Consider the following 4,409-nt stretch of genomic DNA (forward strand, 5'->3'; position numbering starts at 1 on the left):
GTGTAGAGACCGATCATGTCGTCGGTCTGGTGCTCCGTTTGCGCAACGAGCTTCGTGCCGCTGGTGAAGGAGAATGCCGCCGCAAACTCCCGGTAACGCTTGTCGACCAGCTTGTTGACGAAGCTGGTGGAGTCGGAGAGGTCGCTCTCCAGAACCTTCTTCATGAAGGCCTTGGCGTAGGCCATGTCTTCGAGGCCATAGGCCTTCATGGCATAGTGATAGAGGCGATAATCCTTCATCAAATCGTCGACGGATTTCACCTTGCCGATGTTGGCCTTGTAATAGGCGGCCTCCCGCGCCACGTCCGGTTGCTGTTCGACCCGCGTCAGCGACTGCTTGAGATTGTGCGCAATGTAGTTGTAGCTGAAATACGTTGTGACCATCGCGCATTCCTCGCGGCGTTACGGTCCCGGACGTCCGTCAATCATTGCCGGGTCGCGAGGTGGGGGCCGGCCTCATGCCAGCACATCGTCTCAGAGCTGCGTCTTTTGGGCGTTCCTGCTTACAATCTGAGGTTTGAATTATCTCCAAGTGACGCAGATCGAGTTTGTGTCTAGTTGTTTCTATATGTTTCTCAAATGCAGCTTTCGTGAGGATTGTGTTCTTGATATGTTCCGATCAAGAGATCGATCGGAATGGGTTGGAAGCCGGGCATGAGCCGAAGAAGCAATCGCACGATTAACCTGCCGGCGCCCTACCTGAAGCGGGTCTGGCTCGATCCGTCGCAAGTTCACGATCGCGAGGCGTACCCGTTTTGCCTGCCCATCTTTCCGGATGATTTCGAGCTCAATTTCGACGCTGCCATCGCGATCATCGTCGGAGAGAACGGCACCGGGAAGTCGACGATCCTCGAGGGGATTGCAGCGCTCGCCGGCTATGACGATGCCGGTGGCGGCAAGGGGTACATGCCGGTCGATCACTCCGAAGCGAGGGAGAAGATGGGCGGCCAGCTTTCCAAGGCGTTGCGCGCAAGCTGGCTGCCGAAGATCACCCATGGCTGGTTTTTTCGCGCCGAGAGTTTCTTCTCGGTGGCGCGATATCTCGACAAGGCCGCACGCGATGCCGGCCAGRCCGGCCCCGATTTCCTGTCGCACTCCCATGGCGAAGGCTTTCTGCGCTTCTTCGAGGAGCGCTGCCAGCGTCAGGGCATCTTCATCTTCGACGAGCCGGAATCGGCGCTGTCGCCGGCGCGTCAGATCGAATTCCTGAAGCTGCTGCGACGCATGGAAGACTCCCGCATCTGCCAGGTCATCATGGCAACCCATTCGCCGATGCTGATGGCCTATCCCAACGCGCGGCTGCTGCGGCTCGGGAAATACGGGCTGGAGCCGGTGACGGTGGAAGAGACTGACCATTACCGGTTGATGCGCGAGTTCTGTGACGACCCGCGCGGGTTCGTGGAGGCGACGCTGGCGGAGTAGGTGAGGGGCGCAGCCGACGCTCACACTCGTGTCCCGGACAAGCTGCAACGCGTGAGCGTTGCGGCGCAGAGCCGGGACCCAGAAGCCGTGCCGTTTCCCGCTGCATGGGCCCCGGCTCTGCAGCGCACCGCCGAAGGGGCGCTGCGCTGCGTCCGGGGCACGAGCCCGAATTCATCTTGCATTGCTGCCCACATCATACGCGCGGCTTCGCATTCTCGCGGCATGAACTGCCCGAGCTTTGCTGTCGTCGCCAACCTCGCAAGTGCCGAGGGCGCAGGGAAGGCCGGGTGCCGGCTGGCACCCGCGGTCCGCTGTGCGCAAATTGCGCTGGAAACAGATGCACAGCGGCATACAGGTGAAGCCAAACATCCGGCCTTCCCTGCGCAGTGGTTTTACGGCTTATGTCGCGCTCTCCCCGGGGAGCGATGCACTATTGCCCCCGTCGCCTTGCGGATGGCTGATGTGCGAGCCCGGTCGGGCAGCACACATCACCGCAAGACTTGGCACACAGACCCCGGGTGCCAGGACCACGCGATTTTGCCGTACGCAGGCTGCACCGGTCGTGTGCGCGCAGGTAGCTGCTCACGGAGTGACCCGCCCTGCAAACCACCTTCGCGCCGACGCCGCCCGCGTCCACCACGTCCCATCCCGCGTGTCGTGACGATCGCGATAACGCCCCTCGGCCGGGTTGGGATGGCCGAAATATGCGATAATTCCGAATTCTAGTAAAGCGAATTGTTTTGATCCTGATGCATTGACCCCGGTCTGGCGTGTTTTGCCCGTCGGGCAACTCAAGCGATGGTGTGAATGCGGGGATCGACCCTCGCCACAGCCGTGCCACGAACCGGTCTCCCCACGGTCCAAAAATGCGCTACGATGACCTCAGCGCGCCTCAAGTCGCGCAGATTCAAGAGTGAGGAAACGGTATGAGGATGACGATCGGAACGGCGGTCGCCGGGGTGGCGGCGCTGGCGGTGGCGGGGATAGCTCTGACGGCCGCGTTTGAGCCGGTTTGGGCTCACGGGCCGACCCGGCAGAAGGTGCGGGAGTCCATCGAGATCAACGCAGCCCCGGCCAAGGTCTGGGCCGCGATCGGCAATTTCCAGGACATGAGCTGGCTCCCGCCGGTCACCAAGACCGAGGGCGAGAAGGGCAACGAGATTGGCGCGACAAGGCGTCTGACCCTGACGGGAGGCGCCACGGTCGACGAGGAGCTCTACAAGTTCGATGCCGCCGCGATGACCTATTCCTACCGGATCACCGCCGTCGACGTGAAGGTGCTGCCGGTCACCAATTATTCCTCGACGCTGACGGTGGCGCCGAGCGCCGACGGCAAGGGCTCGACGCTGGAATGGGCCGGCGCGTTCTACCGCGGCTTTCCCAACAACGATCCGCCGCCGGAGCTGAGCGACGAGGCCGCGGTGAAGGCGGTGAAGGGACTCTACCAGACGGGCCTCGAGGCGCTGAAGAAGAAGATCGAGAGCGGAAGCTGACCGTGCGAGCCCTGGTTCTGGCGGCGCTTGCCGCCAGCATCGCGCAGGCATCCGCGGAAGAGGCCTTCGTCACCAACCAGCTCAGCGACGACCTGATGGTCGTCGACCTCGCCACCTCGCGCGCGGTCGCGACCATTGCGATCGGCGGCAAGCCGGCCGGCGTGGCGGTCAGCCCGGACGGTCGCTTTGCCTATGTGACGAGCCCGGATGCCAAGGCGGTGACGGTGGTGGATGCGGTGCAGCGCCAGGTGATGGGGCGGATCGAGGTCGGCGGTGGGCCGCTCGGCATTGCCGTCGCACCCGATGGCAGCACGGTCTATGTCGCGGACTGGTACGCGGCGGCGGTGCGGGTGATCGATGCGGCGACGCGCAGCGTCGTGGCGAGCATCGCCGTCGGCGCCTCGCCATCCGGGCTGGCGGTGACGCCGGATGGCAGGCTGTTGCTTTCGGCGGACCGCGACGACGACAGCGTCTCCGTCGTGGACACCGCGACGCGCGCGCGCAAGGCGATCATCAAGGTCGGCACACGGCCGTTCGGCGTCACCATCGATGCCGGCGGCAAGCGCGCCTATACCGCCAATGTCGGCTCGAACGACGTCTCCGTGATCGACATCGCCGGGGGTAGCGAGATCGACCGCGTGCCGGTCGGGATGCGGCCCTATGCGGTGGCGCTGGCGCAAGGCCGCGGCTTCGTCACCGACCAGTATGGCGGCACCGTCAGCGTGTTCGATCTGGCGACGCTGAAGCCGGTCAAGCGCATCACCGTCGGCGACTACCCGGAAGGGATTGCGGTGACCGCGGACGGCAGGCGCATCATCGTCGCCAATTGGGAGAGCAACACGCTCAGCATCATCGACGCGGCCGAGCTGAAGGTCGTGGGCGAAGTCAAGACCGGCGACGGCCCGCGCGCGTTCGGGGCGTTCTTGCGGAGGACGGAGTAGGGGTGGCGTAGGTGCGTAGGGTGGGCAAAGGCGCAACGCGCCGTGCCCACCTCCGCTGCTTCGGAACGCAATGGTGGGCACGCTTCGCTTTGCCCACCCTACGGCACTGAGCCCTATTTCGATCCGGCAAACGCCTTCAGCTTCAGGAAAAAATCCTTCAGGATCGGATTGCGATCCACATAGGTCACGTAGCGGATCGCATGCCGCCTGCGGTCGATGCTCCAGGTCATCTGCTCGGTCAGGACCGGGGCCGGAATGATCACGCTCGGCGCCCAATCGGGATTGAGGAGCCAGCCGACGGGCGCCATGTCCCAAATTTCTTTCGCCCACCCCAGATGATCGGACGAATACTCTTTGAATCTCTGAGCGAGGAATGCGCCAATGCTGCCGTGCGGTTCGACATGGCGCTCGATCTCCAGCACCGTGCTGTGAAGGTGCGAGGTGACGCCCTTGCAGGGCACCAGCACCAGCGGCACGCCGCTGTCGAGCAGCACCTGGGCGCCGCCGACGTCCTGCTTGAGATTGAACTCGATCGTGTGCGGCCATTCCAGCGC

Annotated in this window: 4 protein-coding genes and 1 pseudogene; 3 read left to right on the top strand and 2 right to left on the bottom strand. The window is 63.7% G+C overall.

Annotated elements, in window-relative coordinates; genetic code table 11:
* Positions 1-383 (bottom strand): DUF1217 domain-containing protein (locus ACXJL8_RS34995; RefSeq protein WP_456686450.1); only part of this gene is annotated, 383 nt, incomplete at its 3' end.
* A gap of 270 nt (positions 384-653) precedes the next feature.
* Here ACXJL8_RS34995 and ACXJL8_RS35000 point away from each other — a divergent pair.
* From ACXJL8_RS35000 to ACXJL8_RS35010, 3 genes are all read left to right on the top strand, one after another.
* The gene (locus ACXJL8_RS35000; protein ID WP_456686451.1) at positions 654-1,421 is read left to right on the top strand and encodes an AAA family ATPase; all 768 of its coding nucleotides are present in this window, start codon (positions 654-656) and stop codon (positions 1,419-1,421) included.
* Between the two features lie 926 nt (positions 1,422-2,347).
* Positions 2,348-2,914: an SRPBCC family protein gene (locus ACXJL8_RS35005; RefSeq protein ID WP_456618867.1), complete on the top strand. Its 567-nt coding sequence runs from the start codon at positions 2,348-2,350 to the stop codon at positions 2,912-2,914.
* A gap of 2 nt (positions 2,915-2,916) precedes the next feature.
* Positions 2,917-3,855: a YVTN family beta-propeller repeat protein gene (locus ACXJL8_RS35010; RefSeq protein WP_456618868.1), complete on the top strand. Its 939-nt coding sequence runs from the start codon at positions 2,917-2,919 to the stop codon at positions 3,853-3,855.
* Positions 3,856-3,968: 113 nt separating this feature from the next.
* Here ACXJL8_RS35010 and ACXJL8_RS35015 read toward each other — a convergent pair.
* A pseudogene (locus ACXJL8_RS35015) lies at positions 3,969-4,409 on the bottom strand (nucleoside hydrolase); the annotation flags it as partial.

This window comes from Bradyrhizobium sp. P5_C11_2 (assembly GCF_054049755.1).

Bases quoted from the DNA above. Each gene is read 5' to 3' on its own strand.
- ACXJL8_RS35005 (WP_456618867.1), top strand. From the start codon at position 2,348: ATGAGGATGACGATCGGAACGGCGGTCGCCGGGGTGGCGGCGCTGGCG.